The sequence below is a fragment of the Streptomyces mesophilus genome, from assembly GCF_040300965.1.
Taxonomy (GTDB): Bacteria; Actinomycetota; Actinomycetes; order Streptomycetales; family Streptomycetaceae; genus Streptomyces; species Streptomyces mesophilus_A.
In genome coordinates this window covers 16,317-41,004 of record NZ_JBEPEW010000021.1, presented here as the reverse complement: position 1 = coordinate 41,004, position 24,688 = coordinate 16,317, and the positions used below count along the sequence as shown (strand labels likewise).

The 24,688-nt window shown below is 71.0% G+C and carries 19 protein-coding genes and 2 pseudogenes; 12 read left to right on the top strand and 9 right to left on the bottom strand.

Annotated elements, in window-relative coordinates:
* Positions 1-3: 3 nt before the first annotated feature.
* Entirely contained in the window at positions 4-1,143 is a 1,140-nt protein-coding gene (locus tag ABT367_RS10875) for a PucR family transcriptional regulator (protein WP_352251757.1), read from the bottom strand.
* An 87-nt stretch (positions 1,144-1,230) separates the two neighbouring features.
* On the opposite strand from ABT367_RS10875, the gene ABT367_RS10870 reads away from it, so the two are divergent.
* Positions 1,231-2,286 (top strand): ferredoxin reductase, encoded by a 1,056-nt coding sequence (locus tag ABT367_RS10870; protein ID WP_352251755.1) that lies wholly within the window; start codon positions 1,231-1,233, stop codon positions 2,284-2,286.
* A 7-nt stretch (positions 2,287-2,293) separates the two neighbouring features.
* Entirely contained in the window at positions 2,294-3,418 is a 1,125-nt protein-coding gene (locus ABT367_RS10865) for a fatty acid desaturase family protein (protein ID WP_352251753.1), read from the top strand.
* 181 nt (positions 3,419-3,599) lie between these two features.
* Here the strand turns inward: ABT367_RS10865 and ABT367_RS10860 are convergent, their stop codons facing one another.
* Positions 3,600-4,358 (bottom strand): GntR family transcriptional regulator, encoded by a 759-nt coding sequence (locus tag ABT367_RS10860; protein ID WP_352251751.1) that lies wholly within the window; start codon positions 4,356-4,358, stop codon positions 3,600-3,602.
* A 266-nt stretch (positions 4,359-4,624) separates the two neighbouring features.
* Positions 4,625-5,521, bottom strand: a complete 897-nt coding sequence (gene sigJ / locus ABT367_RS10855; protein WP_352251749.1) for an RNA polymerase sigma factor SigJ — start codon at positions 5,519-5,521, stop codon at positions 4,625-4,627.
* 154 nt (positions 5,522-5,675) lie between these two features.
* Here sigJ and ABT367_RS10850 point away from each other — a divergent pair, with 154 nt between their 5' ends.
* Positions 5,676-6,506: an alpha/beta fold hydrolase gene (locus tag ABT367_RS10850; RefSeq protein ID WP_352251747.1), complete on the top strand. Its 831-nt coding sequence runs from the start codon at positions 5,676-5,678 to the stop codon at positions 6,504-6,506.
* A 93-nt stretch (positions 6,507-6,599) separates the two neighbouring features.
* On the opposite strand, the pseudogene ABT367_RS10845 reads toward ABT367_RS10850, so the two are convergent.
* Positions 6,600-7,397 (bottom strand): annotated as a pseudogene (locus ABT367_RS10845) (DMT family transporter); the annotation flags it as partial.
* A gap of 47 nt (positions 7,398-7,444) precedes the next feature.
* Between ABT367_RS10845 and ABT367_RS10840 the strand changes: the two are divergent.
* The gene (locus ABT367_RS10840) at positions 7,445-8,911 is read left to right on the top strand and encodes a PLP-dependent aminotransferase family protein (protein ID WP_352251745.1); all 1,467 of its coding nucleotides are present in this window, start codon (positions 7,445-7,447) and stop codon (positions 8,909-8,911) included.
* Here the strand turns inward: ABT367_RS10840 and ABT367_RS10835 are convergent, their stop codons facing one another.
* The 3 genes and pseudogenes from ABT367_RS10835 to ABT367_RS10825 all read right to left on the bottom strand — a co-directional run bounded on the left by ABT367_RS10835 (position 8,912) and on the right by ABT367_RS10825 (position 11,134).
* The gene (locus ABT367_RS10835; RefSeq protein ID WP_352251743.1) at positions 8,912-9,508 is read right to left on the bottom strand and encodes a hypothetical protein; all 597 of its coding nucleotides are present in this window, start codon (positions 9,506-9,508) and stop codon (positions 8,912-8,914) included.
* 224 nt (positions 9,509-9,732) lie between these two features.
* On the bottom strand, positions 9,733-10,143 hold the full coding sequence (locus ABT367_RS10830; protein WP_352251741.1) for a VOC family protein: 411 nt from the start codon (positions 10,141-10,143) through the stop codon (positions 9,733-9,735).
* A gap of 110 nt (positions 10,144-10,253) precedes the next feature.
* Positions 10,254-11,134: pseudogene (locus ABT367_RS10825) on the bottom strand (IS5 family transposase).
* 36 nt (positions 11,135-11,170) lie between these two features.
* On the opposite strand from ABT367_RS10825, the gene ABT367_RS10820 reads away from it, so the two are divergent.
* The gene (locus ABT367_RS10820) at positions 11,171-11,800 is read left to right on the top strand and encodes a class I SAM-dependent methyltransferase (RefSeq protein ID WP_352251739.1); all 630 of its coding nucleotides are present in this window, start codon (positions 11,171-11,173) and stop codon (positions 11,798-11,800) included.
* Between the two features lie 152 nt (positions 11,801-11,952).
* On the opposite strand, the gene ABT367_RS10815 is transcribed toward ABT367_RS10820, so the two are convergent.
* The gene (locus ABT367_RS10815; protein ID WP_352251737.1) at positions 11,953-12,870 is read right to left on the bottom strand and encodes an NADP-dependent oxidoreductase; all 918 of its coding nucleotides are present in this window, start codon (positions 12,868-12,870) and stop codon (positions 11,953-11,955) included.
* 123 nt (positions 12,871-12,993) lie between these two features.
* On the opposite strand from ABT367_RS10815, the gene ABT367_RS10810 reads away from it, so the two are divergent.
* The 5 genes from ABT367_RS10810 to ABT367_RS10790 all read left to right on the top strand — a co-directional run bounded on the left by ABT367_RS10810 (position 12,994) and on the right by ABT367_RS10790 (position 21,149).
* Positions 12,994-13,428 carry a winged helix-turn-helix transcriptional regulator gene (locus ABT367_RS10810; protein ID WP_352251735.1) on the top strand — a complete coding sequence of 145 codons (435 nt, stop codon included), beginning with the start codon at positions 12,994-12,996 and terminating at the stop codon, positions 13,426-13,428.
* A 164-nt stretch (positions 13,429-13,592) separates the two neighbouring features.
* Positions 13,593-15,170, top strand: coding sequence for an alkaline phosphatase D family protein (locus ABT367_RS10805; RefSeq protein WP_352251733.1), 1,578 nt, complete (start codon positions 13,593-13,595; stop codon positions 15,168-15,170).
* Between the two features lie 76 nt (positions 15,171-15,246).
* Complete coding sequence (locus tag ABT367_RS10800) at positions 15,247-16,680, top strand: SWIM zinc finger family protein (RefSeq protein WP_352251731.1); 1,434 nt, start codon at positions 15,247-15,249, stop codon at positions 16,678-16,680.
* On the top strand, positions 16,677-19,418 hold the full coding sequence (locus ABT367_RS10795) for a DUF6493 family protein (RefSeq protein ID WP_352251729.1): 2,742 nt from the start codon (positions 16,677-16,679) through the stop codon (positions 19,416-19,418). Before ABT367_RS10800 ends, ABT367_RS10795 begins: the two co-directional genes overlap by 4 nt.
* A gap of 243 nt (positions 19,419-19,661) precedes the next feature.
* Positions 19,662-21,149, top strand: coding sequence for a GNAT family N-acetyltransferase (locus ABT367_RS10790; RefSeq protein ID WP_352251727.1), 1,488 nt, complete (start codon positions 19,662-19,664; stop codon positions 21,147-21,149).
* Here the strand turns inward: ABT367_RS10790 and ABT367_RS10785 are convergent.
* Positions 21,091-22,314 (bottom strand): trans-sulfuration enzyme family protein, encoded by a 1,224-nt coding sequence (locus ABT367_RS10785; protein ID WP_352251725.1) that lies wholly within the window; start codon positions 22,312-22,314, stop codon positions 21,091-21,093. The genes ABT367_RS10790 and ABT367_RS10785 overlap by 59 nt on opposite strands.
* Positions 22,315-22,373: 59 nt before the next feature.
* On the opposite strand from ABT367_RS10785, the gene ABT367_RS10780 reads away from it, so the two are divergent.
* Both ABT367_RS10780 and ABT367_RS10775 read left to right on the top strand, forming a co-directional pair.
* Positions 22,374-22,853, top strand: coding sequence for an Lrp/AsnC family transcriptional regulator (locus ABT367_RS10780; protein WP_352251723.1), 480 nt, complete (start codon positions 22,374-22,376; stop codon positions 22,851-22,853).
* 101 nt (positions 22,854-22,954) lie between these two features.
* Positions 22,955-24,640, top strand: a complete 1,686-nt coding sequence (locus tag ABT367_RS10775; protein WP_352251721.1) for a DUF885 domain-containing protein — start codon at positions 22,955-22,957, stop codon at positions 24,638-24,640.
* The last annotated feature ends 48 nt before the right edge of the window (positions 24,641-24,688 follow it).

The window sequence follows — 24,688 nt, the reverse complement described above, 5'->3', positions numbered from 1 at the left end:
CCGTCAGCTGCCCCGCAGGCCCACCGCCAATGTCAGTTCGAGCACCCGCTGTGGCGAGGCGAGATCCGGAAACAGCTCCCGCAGCTGCGACATCCGGTACCGGACCGTCTGGGGGTGGACGAACAACGCCGCCGCCACCTCCTCCCGCCTGCCCTGGTGCAGCAGCCACGCCCGCAAGGTCTCCTCCAGCTTCCGTGCGGTCGCGGCGGGCAAGGTCTGCAACGGCGCCAGGGCTCGGGTGCGCAGGTCCGCGAACGCGTCCGCGTCGGCGCTCAGCACCAGCTCGGGCAGGTGGTCCTCGGTGTCGCGGATGTCGGGGGAGAGCGAGCGCGCACGTACGGCTCGCGCATACGAGGCGCAGGCACGGGTCCACGGCCGGGCCGGGCCGACCACGGCGGAGCGGTCGGTCAGCTGCCGCAGGAGATGAGGGCGGTCGGCATCGGGGACGAGCAGCACACCGTTGCCATCCGGCAGATCGTCGAGCACGAGGGTGCTCGGGTCGAGCGCGCGGTAGGCGGGCCGGGCCTGGGCTGTGGGCAGCAGGACCGCGGTCAGGGAAACCGGCGGCTGCCACCCGGCCCGTTGAGCAGAGGCGAGGAGCACGTCCGGGCTCGCGTCGGCGAGGAGGTCGCGGGCCAGGTGTTCCAGGTGACGCTCGTGGGCCCTGCCCCGGGCAGCCAGTTCGTCGGCGTGGCCCGCGGCGCTCGCGGCGGAGAGCTCGTCGATATAGGCGAAGGTCAGCTCCGCGAACTTGGCGACCTCGGCGGCGGGCAGACCCGCGGGTACGGCACCGTCTGCCAGGCATCGCCAGGCCACGCGGGCGCCGACGCGGTAGGCGCTGAGCAGGGCGTCCATCGAACGGCCGTCGCGCACCTCGCCGCGGCCCAACTCATAGGCCGCGTCACCGCCGTCGCCGCCTGTGGCCTTCCCGCTCGCGAGGTCCAGGTAGTGCCCCAGGGCGGTGCGGACGGCTCCGCGGATGGTGCCGCCCATCCGGCCCGAAAGGGCGTTGGCGTACGAAGGGACCTCGTCGATGATCGCCTGGACGACCTCGTCGGCGGTGGTCTTCAGTGCGGCCCGCAGTGCGGTGACGGTCGTCTCATCCAGGGTCAGCTCGCTGGCCCTCCGGGCTGCATGGCTCACGATTTTGTTCCCTGCGAATAATTCGGTCGAGCAGATTCACGTCCTACGGTCAGGACTTTACGCCCTGACGCACAGCAAGCTGAAGGCATGACGAGTACTGCCCTCCGCAGCAGGGCGTGGAAACTGCTCGAGATGGTCACGACACCGCTGCTGCCGTCGGACTACCTCGACCTGGTCAGCCCGCTGCGCGCGGGCGCCGACCTACGGGGGCGCATCGAGGCCGTGCACCCCGAGACGGCTGACGCCGCAACGATCGTGATCAGGCCGGGACGAGGCTGGCGCGGCCACACAGCCGGTCAGTACGTGCGGATCGGGGTCGACGTCGACGGCGTGCGCCTGTGGCGTGCCTACTCCCTCACCTCGCCGACCGACCGCCGGGACGGCCGCGTCACGATCACTGTGAAGGCGATCCCGGACGGCAAGGTCAGCAACCACCTGGTGCGCAGGGCGAAGCCCGGCACGCTGATCCAGCTCGACCAGGCGACCGGTGACTTCGTACTGCCGCAGGCCAAGCCCGCCAAGGTGCTCTACCTGACGGCCGGCAGCGGCATCACACCCGTGATGGGCATGCTGCGCGACACCGAATTCGACGACGTCGCGATGGTCCACTGCGCGCCGCGGCCACAGGACGTGATCTTCCGCGACGAACTGCACGACCTGGTCGCGGGCAAGAAGCTGCGGCTCACCGAGGTGCACACCGACACGGACGGCATGCTCGACATCGCCCGTCTCGACGCACTCGTACCCGACTGGGCCGAGCGCGAGACCTGGGCCTGCGGGCCCGCGGGACTGCTCGACGCCGCCGAAAAGCACTGGGCCGACCACGGCGTCCCTGACCGTCTGCACACCGAACGCTTCCGCCCCGGCATCGTCGTCGCCGGCGACGGCGGCGAGGTCACGTTCAGCGTCACCGGCAAGACCGTGGACGCGGACGGTGCCATGCCGTTGCTCGACATCGGCGAGGAGGCCGGCGTGCTCATGCCCTCCGGGTGCCGTATGGGCATCTGCTTCGGCTGTGTGACGCCGCTCAAGTCGGGCGCCGTGCGCGACCTGCGCACCGGCGAGATCACCGAGGCCGAGCCGGGCGTCCTCATCCAGACCTGTGTGTCCGCCGCGGCGGGCCCCTGCGACATCGAACGGTAGGAGCACCTTGACCGCCATCGACCCCACCGCCCACCTGACCGCGGAGCAGATCGAAGAGCTGGGCCGCGAGCTGGACGCGATCCGCGACGAGGTGATCGCCGCCCGCGGCGAGAAGGACGCCGCCTACATCCGCAAGGTCATCGCGGCGCAGCGCAAGCTCGAACTGGCCAGCAGGGGCGTGCTGCTGTTCTCGATCTTCCCGCCCGCATGGGTGCTCGGCACCGCCGGTCTTTCCGTGGCGAAGATCATGGACAACATGGAGATCGGCCACAACGTCCTGCACGGCCAGTGGGACTGGATGCGGGACCCGAAGATCCACTCCACCACCTGGGACTGGGACCACGTCGCGCCGGCCGAGCAGTGGAAGCACTCGCACAACGAGCTGCACCACACCTACACCAACGTGATCGGCAAGGACAACGACCTCGGCTACGGCATCATGCGCGTCGACGAGGACCAGAAGTGGCACCCGTTCCACCTCGGTCAGCCGCTGTGGAACTTCCTCAACGCCTGCTTCTTCGAGTACGGCATCGCCGCCTACGACCTGGAGCTCGGCAAGAACCTGAGCAAGCACCGCCGCAAGAACCCGGTGTTCCGCGCGCGGGCCAAGGCTGTGGGCCGAAAGATCCGCAAGCAGGTGCTCAAGGACTACGTGATCCACCCGCTGCTTTCCGGCCCGTCGTTCCTTCCCACACTCGCCGCCACGTTCACCGCGAACCTGGTCCGCAACATCTGGACCCACTCGGTGATCATGTGCGGGCACTTCCCCGAGGGTGTTCAGGTCTTCGAGCGCCGGTCGATCAAGGGCGAGACGCGCGGCCAGTGGTACCTGCGCCAGATGATGGGTTCGGCGAACATCAGCGGCAGCAAGGCCATGCACTTCATGACCGGCAACCTGTCGCACCAGATCGAGCACCACCTGTTCCCGGACCTGCCGAGCAACCGGTACGCCGAGGTCGCGGTGAAGGTGCGCGCGCTGTTCGAGAAGTACGAGCTGGAGTACGTCACCGGGCCGCTGCCCAAGCAGGTGTTCTCCGCGTGGCACAAGGTCTTCCGGCTCTCACTGCCGAACAAGAAGACCAAGGTCACCACGCCGGACCGGGAGCAGGAGCGGGAACTCGTCGCCGTCTGATTCCCGGTGTCGGTTTCGCTGTGAGACCCCGAGGTTCGATCGGTTTCGCTGTGAGACCCCGAGGTTCGGTCGGTTTCGCTGTGACACCCCGAGGCCCGGCCTCCGTCACCCCCGAGAGCGGCCGGTCACACGACCGGGCCCGCCGCGGAGGGGGCGACGGGCCGGGTCTGCGGGGTCTCGCTCAGGAGGCCCTGCGCTCCTGTTCGGAGTGGAACTCCACATCGCCGCCGAACGTCAGGCGGCAGGTGTCGGCGCGGTACGTGGCCACCGACACGGCGGCGGTACGCCCGCCGGGGCCGAAGTAGCGTGTGGTCACCAGGAGTACGGGGGCGCCGGGCAGGCGGTCCAGCTGGCGGGCGTCGTCGGCGCGGGCGGAGCCGAGCTCGACCGCGCGGTCCTCGCCGTCGAAGCCGAGCCGCTGCAGTTCGCGCAGCACGACGCGGGCGCGGGTGACACCGTCCGGAATGTCTATGGCCGACAGGTCGGGCACCGAGGCGGCCGGCACGTAGAGCAGGTCGGCGGCGACGGGCTGCCCGCTGTACATCCGCGAGCGGCGCAGCACATGAACGGCCTCGTCGGCTCCCGTGCCGAGCAGTTCGGCGACCACGGCGGGCGGGATCTCCTGCGTGCAGTCGGCGGGCTGCCATGCGTCGCCGGAGCTGCCGGGCCAGCCGTTTCCGGCGGCTCCGACGGCCACGCCCATACGGGGCGGGGCGACCGTGGTGCCGACGCCGCGGCGCCGCTGCAGCCGGCCTTCGAGTTCGAGCTGTTCCAGAGCCTGACGCAACGTCGCGCGGGCGACGCCGAAACGGGCCGCCAGATCACGCTCGTTGGGAAGAATCTCGCCGACCGCGAACTCGGAGTCCAGCGCCTCACCGATCACGGTCTTGAGGTGCCAGTACTTCGTCTCCGGTGCCGTCTCCAGCTGCGTGGTCCCCACCCTGATCCTCCGCATTCGCCCTGGCGTAAATGCCCTGCCACTGACGGCTTTTACGTGCCCTTGTTTATTAAAGGTTCCTGCACTATCCGCGACGATAGGGCTGCGCACACCCTTGGTCAAGACCAATCCTCGCTCCGTTACAGAGCGCAGCGCTCCGCTCTCATGAGGTGTTCATGAGCTTGTCGCGCACAGGAAAGCCCCCGCCTCGGAAGGCGGGGGCTTTTCAGCAAAGGGGACTTGGTTCCCGTATCGGGAAATCCCGGCAATCAGTCCTTCTCGTTCGCCAGGAGGGACTCCAGCTTGTCGGGATTGCGCTGGATGTACACGCACCGGACGAGGCCGTCGGCGATGTCGAGCTGCATCATCACGTCGACCTTGCCGTCGATGATCCCCAACAGGGCCGGTCCGCCGTTGAGTTCGACGATCCGGTATTCGTCCAGGGCCGCGCCCGTCTGCCCGGAGACGCCGTGCAGGAAGCGGCCGACCTTGTCGGCGCTCTCCAGAACGCGCAGCGGCGCCTTGGACTTGCCTCCGCTGTCGCCCACGAGGCGTGCGTCGGGCGCGAGCATGCCGATCAGTCCGTCGAGGTCGCCCGCGCCGGCGGCGGCGAGGAACCGTTCGGTGAGCGTGCGGCGTTCGACCGGGTCGACGTCGTAGCGGGGTTTGCGTTCGTCGACGTGTTTGCGGGCGCGGCCCGCCAGCTGACGTACCGCCGCTTCGGAGCGGTCGAGGGTCTCGGCGATGTGTGCGAACGGGAAGCCGAAGGCCTCGCGCAGTACGAACACCGCCCGCTCCAGCGGCGAGAGCGACTCGAGGACGACCAGGACGGCGAGGGAGACGGAGTCGGCGAGCAGGGCTTGTTCGGCGGTGTCGGGCACCTTGTCGCCGAACTCCGTGTGGACCGGCTCCGGCAGCCAGGGTCCGACATACGCCTCACGCCGCGACTGCACCTGCCGCAGCCGGTCGATGGCGAGCCTGGTGGTGATCCGCACCAGGAAGGCGCGCGCGTCCTTGACATCCGTACGGTCCGCGGCCGACCAGCGCAGCCAGGCCTCCTGGACCACGTCCTCCGCGTCCGCCACGCGTCCGAGCATGCGGTAGGCGACGCCGGTCAGGACCGGGCGCTGGGCTTCGAATTCGTCCACAAGAGTGTCGGTCGGCACCGTTCCATCCCACCTGACGCCATGCGCCTGTGTCCAGCCGGGGCCCAACAAGGGGTTACCCAAGAGTAGTTGTTGCTGACAGACTGTCTAGGAGCCTCCGCTGGTCCTGGAGCGTCCAGCGCCACCGCCGTGTTGTCCACCGACGAGGAGCAGCATGTCCGCCACCGTCACCTTCAGCGTCGACTCCGCCCAGGGCCCGAAGGATGTGAGCGTCGTCTATCGGCGCGGGGGTTCGGGGGATCCGGTGCTTCTGTTGCACGGCATAGGGCACCACCACCAGGCCTGGGACCCGGTGTTCGGGATCCTCGCGGCCGAACGTGACGTGATCGCCGTGGATCTGCCGGGGTTCGGCGCCTCGCCCGCGCTGCCCGACGGCTTCGCGTACGACCTCGCGAACTTCGTTCCCGCGCTCAATGCCCTGTGCAAGGCCCTCGACATCGAACGCCCGCATGTGGTGGGCAATTCGCTGGGCGGTCTGCTGGCGCTCGAGATGGGTCGCGAGAAGCTCGTACGGTCGGTGACGGCGCTGTCGCCGGCCGGATTCTGGACGCAGGCCGAGCGGCGATACGCCTTCGGAACGCTGCTTGCGATGCACCGGGGCGCCAAGCTGCTCCCGCTGCCCGCGATCGAGCGGCTCTCCCGCTCCGCGGCCGGCCGCGCCGCGCTGACCAGCACCATCTATGCGCGGCCCGGGCGCCGTTCACCCGAGGCCGTGGTCGCCGAGACGCTGGCGCTGCGCGAGGCCACGGGCTTCCACGCGACCCTGTCCGCCGGGCGCGGCGTCCAGTGGAAGGACGATGTCGACTCCGTGCCGGTCACGATCGGTTGGGGCACCCGGGACCGGCTGCTGCTGCGGCGCCAGGGGGTGCGGGCCAAACGGGCGATCCCCGGCGCCCGCCTCATCGCTCTCAGGGGGTGCGGTCACGTGCCGATGAACGACGATCCGGCCCTCGTGTCCCGCGTCATCCTCGACGCCAGTTCCTGACGGGACGGCCGCCTTCGCGAACACCCCCGAACCCAGGGCGACTCCGAGCCCGACGAGCACACTGCCGACCGCCTGCGCCGCGCCGTAGTGCCCCGTGCCGACCAAGGGCGCGGTCGCGGCGGCGGCCACGGGGATGAGGCCCGAGAAGAGCGTGGCCCGCTCGGCGCCGATGCGCTGCATCCCCGCGTACCAGCAGACGAAGCCGATCACCGTGACGATCACCGCCTGCCAGAGCAGAGCGGCCCCTTCCGCCCCTGTCGGTACGCGCAGAGCGTGGGTGCCCTGGCTCAGCAGGCCGATGAGCAGGGACTCGACGGCCGCGATCCCGCACACCGTCGCCGAGAGCAGCTTGGGTCCGAGCGGCCGTACGAGCGGTACGGCGATCACCGCGAAGCCGACCTCACCGAGCAGCGCGCACACCGAGAACGCGATCCCCGCGGCGTCGGTCCTGCCCCAGCCCTGCACCGTGAACGCCCCGGCCGCGACCAGCAGCGCGCCGTACAGGACGGGCCTTGTCGGCCTGCGGGAGCCGAGCAGCGGGACGAGCACCGCCACGACCACCGGCGCACAGCCCACGAACACACCGGGGACGGCGGGTTCGGCGGTGCGCTCGGCGTAGAGCACGGCCAGGTTGAAGCCGACCATGCCGACGGCCGCGAGCAGTGCGAGGCGTCCCCATTGGCGGCGGGTCAGGCGGCGCAGCGGCGCGAGGGCGCCGCGTCCGAGGAACGGAAGCAGCAGGAGACAGGCGAGCCCGTAGCGCAGGAACTGCCCTCCGGCGTACGGGTAGTCGCCGAGCACACTGTTCGCGGTGAACGAGGCGCCGACCAGGCAGCAGGCGAAGGCGGCGAGGAGGCTGCCGCGCGCGGTGGTGAGGTGTGGTGCGGTCATGCCGTTGACGCTAGAGAGCGCGGCGGTCCGCATTAAGGTCCACTTTCATGACGTCATCGGGGACCAATTCGCCTGCCGCTCAAGACGATTCGCGGGGCTGGACCACCGCCTGGGAACTGCTGCTGCCCGCGGCGGCCGCGCCCGCGCGCTCGCGGGGGAAGGCGCTGCAGTCGGCGCTGCGTGAGGCCGTGCGTTCGGGCCGGCTGGCTCCCGGGACCAGGCTGCCGGCCAGCCGTGCGCTCGCCGGCGACCTGGGCGTCTCGCGCGGTCTGGTCACGGAGGCGTACGAGCAGCTGACGGCCGAGGGATATCTGCGGGCGGGCCGTGGGGCGGGGACCTGGGTGGGCGGCGCGGTGGCGGCCTCGGCGGCCGGCGTCCCGCCTGCTCGGCGCGGCGCCGACGCCGCTCCGCGCACCCGGCTCAGCCTCCTGCCCGGCATCCCCGACCTGTCCCTGTTCCCGCGTTCCGCCTGGTCCGCGGCCCAGCGCGCAGTGCTCGCCGAGCTGCCCCACGCCACGCTCGGCTACCCGGATCCGCGCGGTCTGCCCCGGCTGCGTACGGCGGTGGCCCAGCTGCTCGCCCGCAGAAGGGGCGTGGTCGTCGGCCCCGAACGTGTCGTGATCTGCTCCGGGGTCTCCCAGGCCATGACGCTGCTCGGTCTGGTGCTGTACGCGCGCGGGGAGCGGACGGTCGCCGCGGAGGACCCGGGCAGCCCCGAACACGCGGAGCTTTTCGCCCACTCGGGGATGCGGACCGTACGGATACCTCTGGACGCTCAGGGGCCCGACCTGGCGCTGCTGCGAGAGCACCGGGTGCGCACCCTGGTGGCCACGCCTTCGCATCAGTTCCCGTCGGGGATCGCTTACTCCGCCCGACGCCGCGCTCAACTCCTCGACTGGACAAGGTCCGTGGACGGCCTGGTCATCGAGGACGACTACGACGGGGACTTCCGCTACGACCGCGCGCCGGTGGGCGCCCTGCAGGGCCTCGACCCGGACCACGTCGCGTACACCGGCTCGGTCAGCAAGTCACTGGCTCCCGGGATGCGGCTCGGCTGGATGGTCGTGCCCGAGGAACTGACCGAGGCGATCGTGGTCCGCAAACGCCTCATGGACCTCGGGAACCCCGCACTCGACCAGGAAACGCTCGCGCGGTTCATCGAACGCGGCGACTACGACCGGCACTTGAGGCGGTGTCTGCGGACCTATCGGGAGCGGCGCAACGTCCTGGTTTCGGCGCTCGCGCAGCGGCTGCCGGGCACGGACGTGACGGGGATCGCCGCCGGTCTGCATGTGATCGCCGCCCTTCCCCGCGGCGCGGGCCCGGGCCCCGCCCTTGCGGAGCGGGCGGCGGAGCTCGGTCTTGCGATCCGTCCTCTGGAGTCGTACTCCTCCGCTCCCCCGCCCGACGGCCGGGCGCATCTGGTCATCGGGTACGCGCACTTGGCACCGGAGCGGATCGCCGAAGCCGTGGGACTGCTCGCCCAGGTGATGCGGAACGATCCGGCGGGCTGATCAGGGACTGCCCGCCGCCAGATAGCCGAGGATGAGCAGCCCGAAGCCGACCGGGAGATAGACCAGGGTGAGCAGGATCGGCATCCAGCCGACGACCCAGCCGCGCAGGGAGCGTCCGGGCACCATCTTGTCGTTGGCCCTGCGCACTTCGTCCTCGAGTCCGAGCCGTTCGGCAGCACGTGCGGACACCACGACGCCGGCGTCGATCGGCCGTTCAAGAAGCGCGCGGCGTACGAGCCGGTCGACGTCCCCGTTGCCGCCCCTCAGCTTGTTCACGATGACCCGGACACCATGGGCATCGGTCAGGATGAGCCGGTCGTCCGTCGAGCCCTGGCCCGCGACCTCGCTCCGGCCGACCTTGGTGAGCCGGGCGAGGTCGAGGGTCCGGCGGCCGGTCAGCGTGCGCGCGGACAGCAAGTCCTTCTCGTACGGGGTGACATGCCAGCCGGTCGAGGCGTAGAAGAGGACCAGGACGCTGATCAGCGGCGTGGCCATGTTGCCGAAGACCAGGGCGTCGGAGACGAGCCCGGCCTGGACGAGGAGCGCCGTGGCGACCAGGTACACCGGAGGCAGCAGCCACGCGAACCAGTCCGTCACCTGACGCGCTCTGCGGCCTCTGCCCGGGGATATCGCGGCGTGTTCGGGTGAGGCGGTGCTTGCACCGGAGTTGAGCGCCATAAACATGACGTTATCGCGGAGGGCTGCTGGGTCAGGCGTGGACTCCTGAGTCAGGAGTGGACTCGTGGTCAGGATTGGACTCCTGAGTCAGGAGTGGACTCGTGGTCAGGATTGGACTCGTGGGTCAGGATTGGACTCGTGGCTCAGGAGTTGGACCAGGCGCGGGTGCACAGGACGAGCCGGTAGCCGTCGGGGTCCTCCAGGGTGACGCCCCATTCGTTCCAGTACGGGTTCGGCGACTGGACGCGCTTGCCGCCGTGCTCCACGATCCGGGCCACCAGCTCGTCCGGCACGGGACCGTCCAGGTAGAGCACGAGGAGGTCCTCCTCGGTGGGCCGCGGGGCGACCGGGTGCTCCGCGTCGTGGACGAGCTCCAGGTGCCAGTCGGCGTCCGGCCGACCGAGCATCAGCAGGTCGTGGGGGCCGGGGCCGTGGTCGCCCCCGGTGCGCCAGACGACACTGAGCCCGAGACCGTCCACGTAGAACTTCTCCGCGGCGGCGAGGTCGAGGGACGGACGGGCGATACGGATGTGGCTGCGGCCGTCGATGGTCATACGGGGCTCCCCCAGGTCGTTCCCGATCTTGCCGGGCAGCCTATGCGGCACCGATGACCGGGGCATCGGGCTCTGGTCGTACGACCTGGGACGGCGGCCGTGCCACGGTCCTAGAGCCTGTCTGACAAATGATCACCTGGCCGCTTCACGAAGCCAGAGGATCAGGGAGGCCAGGACAACTCCCGCGCGGTAGCGGTCTGCGAGCTTGTGGAACCTGGTTCCGATCGCACGGAACTGCTTGAGGCGGGCGAAGCATCGTTCGACCACGTTGCGGTCGCGGTAGATCTCCTTGTCGAAGGCGGGTGGTCGGCCACCGAGGCGCCCCCGGCGTCGGCGGTTGGCCGCCTGGTCGCGGCGCTCGGGGATCGTGGCGGCGATGCCCCGACGCCGCAGCAGATGGCGGATGGCCCTGCTGGAGTAGGCCTTGTCACCCAGCACGCGGTCCGGTGTCGTGTGCGGGCGGCCCGTGCCGGCGCGCGGGGTGCGGATCTTGTCGAGGACCTCGGCGAGCGCAGTGGCGTCGTTGACGTTTCCGGGTGTGAGCACGATCGACAGCGGCAGACCCCGGCCGTCGACGGCGAGGCGGACCTTGGTGGTCAGCCCGCCCCGGGACCGGCCGAGGGCCTGGCGCGCCTGCGAGCGGCCCGGATCTTCCAGTTCGTCCCCGTCCGCGTCCCCCTTTTACGGGCGCCCGCGGCGTGCTGGTGGGCCCGGTTGACCGTGGAGTCGACAGCGACGGTCCACTCCACCCGGCCCACCGCGTCGTCACGGACCTGGACGTGCTCCAGCAGCTTCGCCCAGGTGCCATCAGCCTCCCAGCGGGCGAACCGCTCGGGCAGGTCGCGCCAAGGAGCCCCGGTCCGCAGCCTCCACAGCACCCCGTTGACCACCTGCCGGTGATCACGCCACGGACGGCCGCGTCGGTCCACCTGCGGCAACAGGGGCTCTATTCGCCCCATGCCGCATCCGTCAATTCACCTCGACCTGCCACGAGATCAATGATCAGACCGGCTATAGAGTCCTGCCCGTGGCGAATCATCAGGACGAGACCAGGGCGGCCTACGACGGAGTCGTCGAGCTGTACGCATCGCTGTTCGCAGACCGGCTGGAGACACAGCCGTTCACCCGGGCCATGATCGGCACCTTCGCCGAACTGGTGCGCGCGACGGGCAACCTGCGGGCAGCGGACGTCGGGTGCGGGCCCGGACATCTGACGGCCATGCTGCACGAACTGGGCCTGGACGCCTTTGGACTCGACCTCTCCCCCGGCATGATCGACCACGCCCGGCGGGCCCATCCGGCGCTGCGCTTCCAGGAGGCGCGGATGGAATCCCTGCCGATCGAGGACGGCGCGCTCGGTGGCGTACTGGCCCACTACTCGATGATCCATACCCCTCCGGGGGAACTGCCGGAGCTGCTCGCCGAGCAGGTACGCGTCCTGGCGCCGGGTGGCCTGCTCCTGGTCTCCTTCTTCGGGACCGACGGACCGGAGCCGCTCCGGTTCGACCACAAGGTGGCACCTGCCTACAGCTGGCCGACGGATCGCCTCGCCGAACTGCTGGCCGATGCCGGGCTCGTTCCCTTCGCCCGGCTGCTTCACGATCCGGCCTCCGAACGGGGCTTCCTCGACGCCCACCTGCTGGCCCGCCGTTCGTAGGTCCTGCCCGGCGCTACCCGCCAGACGGTCGGCGCACCTCCGGACTGCCAACTCGGCGGACACTCGCTGACACGACGGGAATTGTCAGACAGGCCTTAGGACCCGGTACCCATGCCCGGGCCCGCCTCGTCTCGCCTTCAGGAACGTGCCGCTCAGGGCTGAAGCACGATGCGACCGCGCACTCCGCCCTTGGCCATGGCGCGGTGGGCGCCGGCGGCCCGCTCCAGGGGCAGGACGGCGTGCACGCGGGCCGGCAGCCCGCCGGCTGCGACGCGGGCGAGCAGGGGGCTCAGCCGCGAACCGTCGGGGTGGGACACCACTACGTCCACCGTGATCCCGCGCTCGGCCGCGGGCTTGGCGCTCGGCTGGACGCCGACGAAGGCTCCGCCGTCACGTACCAGGGCAAGGGCCTGTCCCTGCAGGGCCGCACCGTCGGCGACCGCGTCGTAGCCGGGCTCGGCTCGCGAGGTGAACTCGGCGCCCAGACCGCGGACGAACTCCTCGTCCTCCTCCCTGGCCAGGCCCGTCACCTGCCACCCGCGCTCCGGCGCGAGGGCCGCGACATAGCTTCCGACCGCGCCCGCGGCGCCGGTCACCAGCAGCCTGCGGCCGGTGTCGGGGGCGTCGCCGAGCAGGTCGAGAAGCTGTGCGGCGGCGGTTGCGTTGAGCGGCACCGTGGCCGCGACGGTCAGGTCCAGTTCGTCGGGAACGACGGCGAGGTTGGCGGCTGCCACGACGAGTTGTTCGGCGTACGTCCCGAAGTCCCGGTCGAAGCCGTCGATGAAACCGGCGACGCGGGTGCCGACGGCCAGTTCGACTCCGGGGCCCACTGCGGCGACCGTGCCGGAGAAGTCCCAGCCCAGACCGGTGTGTTCGGTCTGATGGACCAGACCCAAGGCGTGGAAGACACCGCGTACGACACCCAGGTCGACCGGGTTCACCCCGGCCGCGGCGATCCGCACCCGGACCTCGCCGGGCCCGGGCTCGCTCATGGGAAGGTCCACGAGCTCGATCGAGTCTGGGCCCTCGGGGGAACGGACGACGGCGGCGCGGAAAGTGGCTGTGTTCATGGGGTGCTCCTCATGGGTTGTGCTCGGCTGCTGACCTGCATCACTCTGGAACGGCAGCTCTCCGACGGGAAGTAGGCACCTGAAAGTGCGTAACTCCCCACCCCTGGCTGGAAGGAGCGGTCGATGCCGACCAAGACGGCGGCCCAGGAACGGGCGCAGGCGAAGATGAGGTACGACGCGTTCCTGGACGGCTGCCCCAGCCGCATGCTGCTCGCCCGCATCTCGGACAAGTGGGTCGCGCTGGTCCTGGCCGCGCTCTGCAGCGAAGGCCCCGGAGGAAACGGCGCCGGGGAGCCGCGGTCGATGCGCTACTCCGAGCTGGCACGCCAACTCGCCGGAGTCAGCCAGAAGATGCTCACTCAGACGCTGCGCTCCCTCGAACGCGACGGCCTGGTCACCCGCACCGTGACACCGACCGTACCGGTCACCGTCACCTACGAGCTCACCGAGCTCGGCCTCTCCCTCCAGCATGTGATGCGCGGCCTCAAGGAGTGGGCCGAGGCCCACATGGACGAGGTGTTCGTCCACCGCCGGAGTTACGACGGCGACACCGCCTGATACGGGCCGCCGTCAGCCGCGCGGCTGCTTTGCCCGCTGTGTAGAGCGCGCCGTGTTCCCTTGCCCGGCAAGGGAGTTGTTCACTTGGGGTTCGCATACGCGCCGCCGTGCACCAGTAGGTCTGTTCCCGCGCACTTGTCGGTCCCGTCCCAGGAGGCTCACCGATGTCATCAGGTCAGCAGGGCTCCGTTCCCGGCCGCCGCTCCGTGCTGCGCGGCTCGCTGGCCGCGTCCGCCGCGCTGGCTCTGCCCGCGGCCGATGCCGCTCCGGCGCTCGCCCTGTCCGGGCGCCCGCGCGCCGAGTGGGGTGTGCAGACCGGCGACGTCGACGCGCACTCCGGACTGGTGTGGGTGCGCTCCGACCGGCCGGCCCGGATGATCGTGGAGACCTCCGCGAGCGAATCGTTCCGCCGTACGCACACCTGGCACGGCCCGCTGCTCGGTCCGGGCAGCGACTTCACGGGGACGACGCGGTTGCGGGGGCTGCCGGCGGGTGAGCAGATCCACTACCGCGTGACGCTGGCCGACCCCGAGGACCCCCGGCGCACCAGCCGCCCGGTGACCGGTACCTTCCGCACCGCGCCCGAGCGGCGGCACCAGGATGTGCGGTTCGTGTGGTCCGGCGATATCGCGGGCCAGGGCTGGGGCATCAACCCGGAGCTCGGCGGCTACCGGGTCTTCGAGGAGATGCGCCGCAGACACCCGGACTTCTTCCTGTGCAGCGGCGACACGGTGTACGCGGACGGGCCGCTGCAGCCGACGGTGACGCTGCCGGACGGGCGGGTCTGGCGGAATGTGATGACCGAGGAGAAGGCGAAGGTCGCCGAGACGCTCGCCGAGTTCCGCGGCACGTTCCGCTACAACCTGCTCGACGAGAACCTGCGGCGCTTCAACGCCGAGGTCCCCTCGATCGTGCAGTGGGACGACCACGAGGTCCGCAACAACTGGTATCCGGGCCAGATCCTGGACGACGTCCGCTATACGGAGAAGAACGTCGACGTGCTCGCAGCCCGGGCCCGGCGGGCCCTCGGCGAGTACTTCCCGATCAGCACGCTGCCCGGCGGCCGGAGCGAGGGGCGGGTCCACCGGGTGGTACGACACGGTCCGCTGCTCGATGTGTTCGTCCTGGACATGCGCACGTATCGCGACGCGAACTCCCCGAACCGGCAGACCGAGGACCCGGTGGGCATCCTCGGCGCCGAGCAGCTCGCCTGGCTGAAGCGGGAGCTGTCGCGCTCGCGCGCGGTGTGGAAGGTCATCGCCTCCGACATGCCGCTCGGCCTGGTGGTCACGGACGGCGCGGTGAACTTCGAGGCGGTCGCGCAGGGCGACCCGGGTGCGCCGCTGGGGCGCGAGCTGCAGATCGCGGAGCTGCTGCGGTACATCAAGCACCAGCGGATCACCGGCACCCTGTGGCTGACCGCCGACGTCCACTACACCTCAGCCCAGCACTACGATCCGTCGCGGGCGGCGTTCAAGGACTTCGCCCCGTTCTGGGAGTTCGTCTCCGGGCCTCTGGCGGCGGGCGGGTTCCCGGCGGTGAAGCTGGACGGCACGTTCGGGCCCGAGCAGTCCTTCGTGAAGGCCCCGACGCGCGCCAATGTCTCGCCGGCCGAGTCGCCGCAGTACTTCGGAGAGGTCGATATCGACGGCTGCAGCGGGGAGTTGACGGTGCGCCTGCGCGAGGACACCGGGGCCGTCCTTTTCACGAAGGTGCTGCAGCCGGGGCGGGTCGGGCAGTGAGCCGCTTCAACCCGCCCTGACCTGCGGATTGTTGATGCCCACGGCCGTTGTCAGTGGCGCCGTCTACGGTCTTTCCATGACGCGATCACTGCAGGCCGTGGCCTATCACCGCCCCTCCGCGCTGGAGTCCGGACCGCTGGGACAGCGGCTCGGACTCGAGACCTCGCGCGGGGCCACCCCCGCGGGGCGGGTGGATCATCCGCGGTTCTTCTCGGGGTTCGTGACCGAGCCACGGACAGCCGCCGCGGCGCTCCTTGCCGTGGCCGATGTGGCGGCCGCGCGGTATTGGCAGCCGCAGCGGCCGGCGTCCTACGACCCGGTGGTGACGGGCAGCGGGGACCGCCTGCGGTTCGAGTCCTTCTCCGGGTGCGGCGGTGTGCTGGCCCGACTCGACATCCTGAGTACGGGTCTGGACGGGGGCGAGGTCGGGCACGGTACGACCAATGTGGACGTCAACCATCCATTGCGCGAGGCTTTGTCGCGGGTCGGCTCGGACGATCCGCTCCATCTGCGGGTCGGGCCGGAGGAGTTGGCGGTCACCACGGTGGACGGTGCGGTGGTCGAGAAGAAGGTGCCGCTGCCCGACCGCTGGCTGCGCGGCTTCGCCGAGGCCCAGGTCGTCGCGTCCGGCTTCGAGTTGCGGGCCGAGCTGCCGGCCGCGGAGGCGGTGCGCTTCCTGCGCGGCCTGCCGCGCACGGGTGCGCGGGGCGCCTCCCGAGGGGCGATGTGGGTGGTTCCGGCGGGGCGGGGACTGCGGCCGACGACCCGTCCGGTGCCGGGCGCGGTGTGCCTGCCCGGGCCCGAGCGGCTCTCCGCGCTGCAGCGGGTGCTGCGCCATGCCACGGCGCTTCGGGTGTACGGGCCCGCCGCGGCCGGCTCGTCACCGCTGGCCGGGGCCTGGGAGGCCGTGCTGCCGGGGATGCGGCTCACCCTGACCCTCTCCCCCGATGCGGCCCGCGGATTCTCGGGCGAGGGCGGTGTGCTCGATGCGCTCGCGGGCGCGGAGGCGGCCGAGGACGCGGAGCTGATCTCGGTGCTGCTCGCGTGGGAACCCCGGATCGACCTCGCCGGACTGGCCGCGTCCGCCGGTCTCTCCGTGCAGCGGGTGCGGGCGGCGCTCGTGTATCTGGGCACCTCAGGACGGGTGGGTTACGACGCGGCGGAGGCGGCGTACTTCCATCGCGAACTGCCGTATGACAACGAACGGGTGGAGCGGCACAACCCGCGGCTGAAGGACGCACGTGCGCTGGTGGCCCGCCACGCGGTCACGCTGGACGGAGAGATGGCCACGGTGCGGGCCGAGGACGGGCATGCGCATCGTGTCCGCGCGGATGGTGGCGTGCTGACCTGCACATGTGTGTGGTGGGCCAAGTACAGGGGCGGGCGCGGCCCGTGCAAGCATGCGCTCGCGGTCCGCCTGGTCCGGCGCGGGGAGACCGATGCCGTTCCGCCGGCTGCCGTACGGACGCCGGTGTCCGGTGTGGAGACGACCGAGGAGAACGCGCGATGACCGTCAGACTCCTGACCGGCGCGGCCGTGGACGCCGCACGCGCCGAGGCCGGGCCCGGGGTGCTCGATGTGTACGAGGCGGTGCAGCAGGGCGATGCCGAACGTGCCGCGCAGTGCGTCGGCAAGCTCGATCTCGTTCAACGGCGGGTCTGCATCGATCTGTTGAAGAGACTGCGGTCGGCCAACCGTGGTGTGTGGACCTGGGACAACCGCGAGCGCCTGCGGGCGCTGGCCGTGGCCGGGGCGGGCTGCCAGACGGGGGCCGCCGCTGCCTCGGCCTGGATTGCGGCACGCGATTTCACCTGGGCACCGGCCCCTGACGCGCTGCTGCTCGACGTGCTCGCCGATCGTGCGCCCGAGTGGCTGGCCGATGTGGCGCACCGACTCGCCGAGCGGCCCCGGTCGGCGAGCATCTCGTACGAGCTGATGGCCGGCCTCGTACGGCTCAGCGGGTGTGCGGCACCGACGACCGAGGCGTATGTGCATGGCTGGGTGTTCTCGCACTTCCACAGTCGGCGGGTGTCGCTGATCGACCGGCTGCGCAGTGACCCTCATCTGACCGGGCTCGTGTCCGCGTTCTTCGTGACGCCGGAAGTGGGCAGCTACGCCCAGTTCACATTCCCGGGCGAGCCGGGCGCGAACACCTGGCCCGAAGCACTCGCGCTGCTGACCCGGGACGGTGTGCTCGACCGGCCCACCATGGTCGCCTCCTGTCTGGCCCGACTGCTGCGCGGCGGGCGTCAGATGGACGAGCGGATGTTCCTGCGGCTGCTCGAAGAGCTGGCGCTGACGCGTGCGGAGCAGCTGGCCCGTCTCGCGGACTGGGCAGCCCTTGCCGCCGATGCGAGTTCACCGGTCGCCGCGCATGCGCAGACCGTGCTCGGGACCCTGGCACTCGACGGCGGTCTGTCCGACGAGCGGCTCGCGGACGTGACCCGCGCGCTGCTGTTCCGTACGGAGAAGAAGCTGGTGCGGGCGCAGTTGGTGCTGCTGGGCAAGGTACTCAAAGCCCGGCCCGCGGCGGCCGGGGTGCTGCTGCCCGCGGTGGCGGAGGCGTTCGGGCACGCGGACACCGACGTCCAGGAGCGGGCGCTGAAGTTGGTGGGCCGGTACACGGTCGCGCTCGACCGGATGCAGCTCGCCGAGCTCGCGACGGCGGCGGAGTTGCTCACGCCGGGACTGCGGGGCGAAGCCGCGGAGATCTTGGGACAGCCGATCGGCGAAGGGGACGAAATCCCTTACTCGTACGAGGAGTTCCTGCCGCCTGCGCCCGAGTGGACGCCGGTGAGCCCGGCCGGGGCGACACCCGCCGAGGTGGCGGAGGACGTCAGCGTGCTGCTGGCAGGGGCGCCCAATGATCTCGTCACGTTCGAACGGGCCTTGGACGGGCTGATGCGGCAGGCCGCACGCGACCGCAAGGCGCTGACGGACGCACTGCGTCCGGTGGTCGAGGCCCAGCGCTGGTGGGAGCACATGGGCTCATGGATCGAGCGCCAGGACTCCTTTCACTTCCTCTCGAGCGGTATCGAGATCGTCGTCGCGGCGGCGCTCGGCCAGCTGCGCATGGAGCTGCTGCACCAAAGGGTTCAGCACACTTCGTCCGGAGCCTCGGCTGCGCGGGGAGGGCCGGCCGCTGTCCGTGATGCGCGCTGCTGGGAGGCGGCCCACCGGATCCACTCGGATCCCGGCCCGTTCCTTCTCGCCACCCCGACGGACAGCTCCGGCGCCATCGAGGCGGCGGTCCTCGTCGAGCGCCTGGAGGAGTACACGCGGCGAGGGGCCCGTGTCGGCGAGATGGACTTCGGTCAGGCGCTGCTGCGCGTCCGGTTCGAGGGCCCTCCGGGAATCGACGGCGCTGCGGGTGCCGGAGCCCCCTCGGGTCCCGGCAGCCCTGCGGGAGATGCCCAGTTGAGCTTCCTGGCCGCCCGGGCCGATGCCCTCGGGACCTCCCACGGAACGCGTCTGGCCGAGCATCTGCGCGAAGGATCGCTGCCGGCGCCTTCGTCGCACCGTGAGCACCGGGAGGTCTACCGCGCCCGTACGGTGCTGGTCGACCTCGGGGAGCTGCCCGGGCTGCGGGAGCGTTTCGACGGGCCGCTTGCCCGCCTGGGTCGCCCGGTGACTCCGACAGAACCCGATCACTCGCCGGTCACGCACTACCGGCACCTGCTCGGGGTGCTGCCCGCGCAGCCCGAGCTGGTCGCCGCGCGGCTGCTTCACTTCATGTCGGGTGTGGCCTGCCACAACTTCGCGCCGCAGCAGGGCTATCTGCCCGCCCTCGCCGAAGCACCCGGCCCGGCGGGTCAGGCCGTGCACCTCTCGGTGGCGTACGGGCTCGCCGCCCGTCGGCCGCAGGACCGTCTGGAAGCAGTCGACGCCCTGCTGGTCCTGGCCGCCCGCGGCGTGCTGGACGCCGAGCGTCTGGGAGCCGATATCGCCGAGTTGTCGGAGCTCACGCTCATCAAGCCGGGCCGGTTCGCGGACGGGGTGCGCGCGGCCGCCGGCACGGGTGCGTACGCCACTGTCTGGGCGATACTCCGCACCGCCCTGCCCGGACTCCTCGCGCAGGAGAGTCTTCCGGCCAAGGCACTCGGTGACTTCCTCGAAGTCGGAGCCGACTGCGCGGAACGCTGCGGTGCCCGTGCCGAGATACCGGAGCTGACCGAGCGGGCGGGCCGGCCCGGCACGTCACGGGTACAGAACCAGGCTAGGCGCCTGCACCGGGCGTTGAGCGGATAGCGAGGGGCTCGGGGCGGGTGGCGAGGGGCTCGGCGCGGGCGGCGAGTGGCCCGACGGGCCACCCGGCCGTGCGCCGGCCGACGGACGGCTGCCCGCCCCGCCGTCGTTCACAGCCGCTCCGACCTGGGGCGATTCCCGGTGCAACCCGTAAGCAATCTGACCGCAAAAAGGGCAGAAGGGAACTTAACCGCTGAGTCACAAAGCGTTCGTGATCACGCAACACCGATCGTTCAGAGTGCTGGCATGACGGAAGTGACTTCTGAGACCACAAGCCGGTCCGCACCCGGGACCCGGAGCAGGCCCACGACCCGCCGGTGGGGCAAACTCCGCGCCGACCGCTCCCCGCGCACCGCACGCCATCACTGGCGTCGTGATGCCGTCGAGCTCGCCGCGCTGTTCACCGCCGTGGCGGTCGCGGACACCATCGCGAAGACCGTGGTCAAGGGGCCGCGCGGCCCGTTCATGCTGATCGCCTCGGCCGTGGCGCTGGTGGCCACAGCCCTGTTCCACACCTGGTGGGCGCGACGACATAGCCACGCACCGCCGGCCCCGCCACCGCCCACGGTCCCGTCGGCGTCGCCCGCCTCGGCAGAGGAGAACGCCCACAGCGCACCACAGGAGAAGCCGACCACCCTGTGGCGGATGCGGACCACCGTGCGCGACGAACCGGGTTCACTGGCCGCGCTGTGCGCCGCGCTCGCGGGGCTGCGCGTGGACATCCTCAGCCTGCAGACGCATCCGCTCGCGCAAGGCACGGTGGACGAGTTCCTGCTGCGTGCCCCGCAGGACCTTCCCACCGCCGAACTGACGCGGGCGGTCGCGGCGGCCGGGGGCTCCGGCACCTGGATCGAGCGGGCCGATGCCCACGACCTGGTGGACGCACCCACCCGCATCCTGGGCCTGGCCACGCGTACGGCCCTGGACGCCGCCGAACTCCCGCTCGCTCTGCGACAGTTGCTCGGCCGGTGCACCATCCGCTCCGTGCCCGCCAAGTCCCGGGCCCGCACCGCGCAGAACTCGCCCGTCGAGGGCCGCCTCGAGGACTGCGTGCTGCGACTGCAGGACGGGGAGGGCGGCGAGATCGTGGTGGAGCGGCCGTATCTGCCGTTCACGCCCACCGAGTTCGCCCGCGCCCGGGCCCTCGTGGAGCTGGACGCCCGGCTCGGACCGCGGATTCCGCGCGCCCAGGACGTGCTGACGCTGCCCGAGGGCAACGCGATCACGGTGCGCCGCGCGGACCTCTCCGACGTCGAAGCCGCCAAGGCGATGCACGAGCGCTGCTCCCCCGACACCCTGCGGCTGCGCTACCACGGACCGGTCGGCGACGCCGACAAGTACCTCAACCACCTGCTCAGCCCCCGGTACGGCCGCACCCTCGCCGTGCAGACCGCATCGGGCCGCCTGGTCGCGCTCGGGCATCTGCTGTGGGACGGCGACGAGACCGAGGTGGCGCTGGTCGTCGAGGACGACTGGCAGCGCCGCGGCATCGGCGCCGAACTCCTCGACCGTCTGGTCGCGATGGCGGTCGAGGCCGGCTGCGCGAGCGTGTACGCGGTGACCCGGGCCGCCAACACCGGCATGGTCGCGGCGATGCGCGGCCTGGGTCTGCCGCTCGACTACCAGATCGAGGAGGGCACCCTGGTGATCACGGCACGGCTCGACGCCATGCCCGTCAACTCACCGCTCCCGTCCGCCGTCCAGCCCGCTCCTGTCGACCCTGACGGCCACTGAGCGCCTGGTCCTGTCGACCCTGACGGCCGCTGAGCGCCTGGTCCAGATCGGTCCACAGGTCCTCGACGTCCTCCAGGCCGACCGACATCCGAAGCAGCCGGTCGCTCACACCCGAGGACCGGCGGTCCCCGGCGTCCACGATCCGATGGCTGATGGACGCCGGGTGCTGGATGAGGGTGTCGACACTGCCGAGGCTGACCGCCGGGGTGATCAGACGTACCGAGCCGATCACCTCGTGCGGATCGCCCGCGGTCTCGAAGGCCACCATCGCCCCGCCGATCCGCGGATAGTGCACGGCACTGATCCGTGGATCGGCGGAGAGCCGCGCCGCCAGCTCCGCGGCCGTGGCGGACGCCGCCCGCACCCGTACGGGAAGGGTCGCAAGACCCCGGAGCAGCAGATATCCGGCGAAGGGGTGCAGCACCCCGCCGGTCGTGAACCGCACCTGCCGCAGCTTGCGCGCGAACTCCTCGTCGCAGGCCACGATGCCGCCCATCACATCGCCGTGCCCGCCGAGGTACTTGGTCGCACTGTGCAGCACGAGGCGCGCCCCGCTCTCGACCGGCCGCTGCAGCACGGGCGTGGCGAAGGTGTTGTCGGCGAGCAGCGGCACCGAGCCGCAGGAGTGGGCGATGGCCCGCAGATCGAGCTCGCGCAGGGTGGGGTTGGCCGGGGACTCCACGAGCACAAGACCGGTGTCGGGGCGGATGGCGTCCGCGATGCCCGCCGGATCGACCCAGGTGACCTCCGTACCGAGAAGTCCGGCGTTCAGGAGGTGGTCGCTGCAGCCGTACAGCGGCCGGACGGCCACGACGTGGCGCAGCCCGAGGCTGGCGCGCACCAGGAGCACGGCGGTCAGCGCGGCCATTCCGCTGGCGAAGGAGACGGCGCTCTCGGTGCCTTCGAGCTTGGCGAGGGCGGTCTCGAAGCGGGCAACGGTCGGATTGCTCAGGCGCGCGTACACGGGCGGCCCGTCGTCGAGCGCGCCGGTCGTCGCGAAGGCGTCGATCCGGGCGGCTTCGTCGCGGCTGTCGTACGAGGGGTAGGTGGTCGACAGATCGAGCGGCGGGGCGTGCAGTCCGAGCCCGGCGAGGTCCTCGCGGCCGGCGTGCACGGCTTCGGTGGCGAGCGCCCGGGATACGGCGCTGAAGTCGTCGGTTGCCATACGCGGATTCTGAACAGGACACCGGAATCAGCCGCGGAATCCCGTGCTACGTTCGGCCGATGAACGACTCCGTCGCACTTGATCCGGTCGATCTGGACATATTGCGTCTGCTGCAGAACGACGCCCGGACCACCTACCGCGATCTCGCCGCCGAGGTGGGCGTCGCCGCCTCCACCTGCCTCGACCGGGTGGCGCGCCTGCGCCGGGCCGGCGTGATCCTCGGGCATCAGCTGCGCCTGGATCCGGCGAAGCTGGGGCGGGGACTGCAGGCGCTGTTGATGGTGCAGGTGCGGCCGCACCGGCGGGAACTGGTCGGGCCGTTCGTGGAACGGATCCGGGCTCTTTCGGAGTCACGGGCGGTCTTCCATCTGACCGGCCCCGACGACTATCTGGTGCATGTGGCCGTGAGCGACACCGCGGATCTGCAGCGGCTCGTGCTCGACGAGTTCACCTCGCGTCGTGAAGTGGCGCGGGTCGAGACCCGGTTGATCTTCCAGCAGTGGGACTGCGGCCCGCTGCTTCCGCCGCCCGCCGGTTGACCGTTTATCGGGCACTAGGCGCCGGATTCCGCCGCGTCAGGCGGAAAGCCGAGAGCGGAATCCGGTGACGCGAGGCACGTCGCCGTATGAAGATTGCCCGCATGTCAGACACCACTCGCAGCCTTCTCCCCCGTCAGGTCGCCGATGCCTACGTGGACGACCTGATCGCCCTCGACCCGGTCACCGGCACCTATCTCGGCGATCCCGAAAGCGCCACCCGGCTCCCGGACTTGTCGCCCGAGGGCACCCGCCGGCTCGCCGAGCTCGCCCGCACCACGCTGAGCCGCCTTGACGCCGCCGAGCAGGTGCCCGGCGCGGACAGCGAGCACGAGCGGCGCTGCGCGCGCCTGCTCCGCGAGCGGCTGACGGCGCAGCTCCAGGTGCTCGACGCGGATGAGGCGCTGTGCGCGATCAGCAACATCATGTCGCCCGCGCATGAGGTGCACGATGTGTTCGCGCTGATGCCGGTGGACACCGAGGACGACTGGCGCGCGGTCGCCGCGAGGCTGCGGGCCGTGCCCGCCGCGTTCGCGGGATACCGGGAGTCGCTCGCGCTCGGCCTGGAGAAGAAGATCTACGGAGGGCCGCGCGCGACGGCGACGTTCATCGAGCAGCTCACCGAGTGGGCGGGCACGGGGCGTGGCTGGTTCGAGGAGTTCACCGACCCGGCGCCCGCCGCGCTGCGCGCCGAGCTCGACGAAGCCGGACGGCTCGCGACGGCGGCCGTGGTGGAGCTGCGCGACTGGCTGCGCGAGGTGTACGCCCCCTCGGTCGCGGACGCCTCCGACACGGTCGGGCGGGAGCGGTACGCGCGCTGGTCGCGCTACTACAACGGGACGGATCTGGATCTCGACGAGGCCTATGCGTACGGCTGGGCGGAGTTCCACCGGCTGCTCGGCGAGATGCGCAGCGAGGCCGAGAAGATCCTGCCCGGCGCGGAGACCCCCTGGGTGGCGCTTGCGCATCTCGATGAGCACGGCCGCCATATCGAGGGTGTGGAGGAGGTGCGCGCCTGGCTGCAGAAGGTGATGGACGAGGCCATCGAGGCGCTCGACGGCACCCACTTCGAACTCGCCGAGCGGGTACGGAAGGTGGAGTCCCGGATCGCCCCGCCCGGGGGCGCCGCGGCTCCGTACTACACCTCGCCGTCCGAGGACTTCTCGCGTCCGGGACGCACCTGGCTGCCGACGATGGGCCTGACCCGCTTCCCCGTCTACGACCTGGTGTCGACCTGGTACCACGAGGGTGTGCCCGGCCACCATCTGCAGCTCGCGCAGTGGGTGCACGTCGCGGACAACCTCTCGCGCTACCAGGCCTCCGTGGGCATGGTCAGCGCCAACGCCGAGGGCTGGGCGCTGTATGCCGAGCGGCTGATGGACGAGCTCGGCTTCCTGCGCGACGCCGAGGAGCGGCTCGGCTATCTGGACGCGCAGATGATGCGCGCGGTCCGCGTGATCATCGACATCGGGATGCACCTGGAGCTGGAGATCCCGGCGGACTCGCCCTTCCACCCCGGTGAGCGCTGGACGCCGGAGCTGGCGCATGAGTTCTTCGCGGGGCACTCCAGCCGGCCCGCGGACTTCGTGCGGAGCGAGCTGATCCGCTATCTGTCCACGCCGGGGCAGGCGATCGGCTACAAGCTGGGCGAGCGGGCCTGGCTGCTCGGCCGGGAGAACGCCCGTCGTGCGCATGGCGCTTCCTTCGACGCGAAGGCCTGGCACATGGCGGCCCTGTCGCAGGGTTCGCTGGGTCTCGACGATCTGGTCGAGGAGCTTTCGCGGCTCTGAGCGCTACGGGAAGGGGCGCCGTCTTGGTGACGGCGCCTCTTCACCGGC

What these genes read in the sequence shown, in the direction of transcription:
- ABT367_RS10800 (WP_352251731.1), top strand. Translation starts at nt 15,247, where the DNA reads ATGACGCGATCACTGCAGGCCGTGGCCTATCACCGCCCCTCCGCGCTG.
- ABT367_RS10780 (WP_352251723.1), top strand. Translation starts at nt 22,374, where the DNA reads ATGAACGACTCCGTCGCACTTGATCCGGTCGATCTGGACATATTGCGT.
- ABT367_RS10815 (WP_352251737.1), bottom strand. Translation starts at nt 12,870, where the DNA reads ATGAACACAGCCACTTTCCGCGCCGCCGTCGTCCGTTCCCCCGAGGGC.
- ABT367_RS10785 (WP_352251725.1), bottom strand. Translation starts at nt 22,314, where the DNA reads ATGGCAACCGACGACTTCAGCGCCGTATCCCGGGCGCTCGCCACCGAA.
- ABT367_RS10870 (WP_352251755.1), top strand. Translation starts at nt 1,231, where the DNA reads ATGACGAGTACTGCCCTCCGCAGCAGGGCGTGGAAACTGCTCGAGATG.
- ABT367_RS10795 (WP_352251729.1), top strand. Translation starts at nt 16,677, where the DNA reads ATGACCGTCAGACTCCTGACCGGCGCGGCCGTGGACGCCGCACGCGCC.
- ABT367_RS10830 (WP_352251741.1), bottom strand. Translation starts at nt 10,143, where the DNA reads ATGACCATCGACGGCCGCAGCCACATCCGTATCGCCCGTCCGTCCCTC.
- ABT367_RS10805 (WP_352251733.1), top strand. Translation starts at nt 13,593, where the DNA reads ATGTCATCAGGTCAGCAGGGCTCCGTTCCCGGCCGCCGCTCCGTGCTG.
- ABT367_RS10840 (WP_352251745.1), top strand. Translation starts at nt 7,445, where the DNA reads ATGACGTCATCGGGGACCAATTCGCCTGCCGCTCAAGACGATTCGCGG.
- ABT367_RS10810 (WP_352251735.1), top strand. Translation starts at nt 12,994, where the DNA reads ATGCCGACCAAGACGGCGGCCCAGGAACGGGCGCAGGCGAAGATGAGG.
- ABT367_RS10790 (WP_352251727.1), top strand. Translation starts at nt 19,662, where the DNA reads ATGACGGAAGTGACTTCTGAGACCACAAGCCGGTCCGCACCCGGGACC.
- ABT367_RS10850 (WP_352251747.1), top strand. Translation starts at nt 5,676, where the DNA reads ATGTCCGCCACCGTCACCTTCAGCGTCGACTCCGCCCAGGGCCCGAAG.
- ABT367_RS10775 (WP_352251721.1), top strand. Translation starts at nt 22,955, where the DNA reads ATGTCAGACACCACTCGCAGCCTTCTCCCCCGTCAGGTCGCCGATGCC.